The 1,227-nt window shown below is 69.4% G+C and carries 1 protein-coding gene; it reads right to left on the bottom strand.

Features of this window, described 5'->3' with window-relative positions:
• Nucleotides 1-46 precede the first annotated feature (46 nt).
• A partial coding sequence (locus tag ACFWWU_RS37310; protein WP_384153669.1) for a M50 family metallopeptidase occupies nt 47-1,227 on the bottom strand: 1,181 nt, incomplete at its 5' end.

The raw sequence follows: 1,227 nt of genomic DNA on the forward strand, positions 1-1,227 counted from the left end.
GAGTACGAGGGCATGCGTGCGACGGCGCGGGCGATCAGCGGTTCGGTCAGAGGAGCTGCACCGGCTTGACGATGTCGGCGTAGATGAGGAGGGCGCTCATCGCACCGAAGATGACGACGACCGCGAGGGTCACCGGCATGAGCTTCGCGAGGTCGACGGGCCCCGGGTCGGGGCGCCGGAAGAGCTTGGCGAACCCGCGACGGATGCCCTCCCAGAGCGCTCCGGCGATGTGACCGCCGTCGAGCGGCAGCAGCGGGATGAGGTTGAAGACGAAGAGCGCGATGTTCAGCGACCCGAGGATGCCGATCATGGTGGCGGCCTTCGAGGCGATCGGGATCTCGTCGATCGTCGCGATCTCGCCTGCCAGGCGGCCGACGCCGACGACCGACATCGGGCCGTTGGGGTCGCGCTCCTCGGGCCCGAAGGCGGCGTTGGCGACGTCGATGATGCGCTGCGGCAGGTTCAGGATGATTCCGGCCACGCCGGCCACGTTCTCACCGACGGCGGGGAGCACCGCGGTCACCGGTTGCTGCACGATCTCGGTCGCGGGCCCGATGCCGACGAACCCGGCGGCTTCGGTCAGCTCGGTGCCCGAGGCATCCGTCACGACCCGGCCCTTGTCGTCGTACACGTAGCGCTCGCTGAGCATCGGGGTGACCTCGAGTTCGACGGTCTCGCCATCGCGTTCGACGACGAATGCGACCGGCGCATCGGGGTGCGCGCGGATGATCGCGGTCGACTCGTTCCACGACTCGATGGGCTCCCCGTCGACCGAGACGATGCGGTCGCCCGGCTCGATGCCGGCGGCGGCGCCCGGTGCGGCCGGGTCTCCGGTCTCGCACGTCTGCCGCTCGCTCGTCGCGGGCAGCGCACACGCCGAGACCGAACCGACGGTCGTCGAGGCCTGCGCGACGCCGAAGCCCATGAGGAGCACGCCGAAGAGCACGATCGCGAGCAGGAGGTTCATGAACGGCCCGCCGAACATGACGACGATGCGCTTCCACACCGGCAGCAGGTAGAAGGCGCGGTGCTCGTCGCCGGGCGTAATCGACTCGGTGCTCGAATCGCGGGCGTCTTGGACGAGACCGCGGAAGAAGCCGGTGCTGTCGGCGTGCACGCGTTCGCCCTTGGCCGGGGGGAACATGCCGATCATCGAGATGTAACCGCCGAGCGGGATGGCCTTGACGCCGTACTCGGTCTCGCCCTTCCGTCGCGACCAGAGGGTCC

Origin of the sequence: Streptomyces sp. NPDC058650 (genome assembly GCF_042717315.1) — a bacterium.
GTDB lineage: Bacteria > Actinomycetota > Actinomycetes > Streptomycetales > Streptomycetaceae > Streptomyces.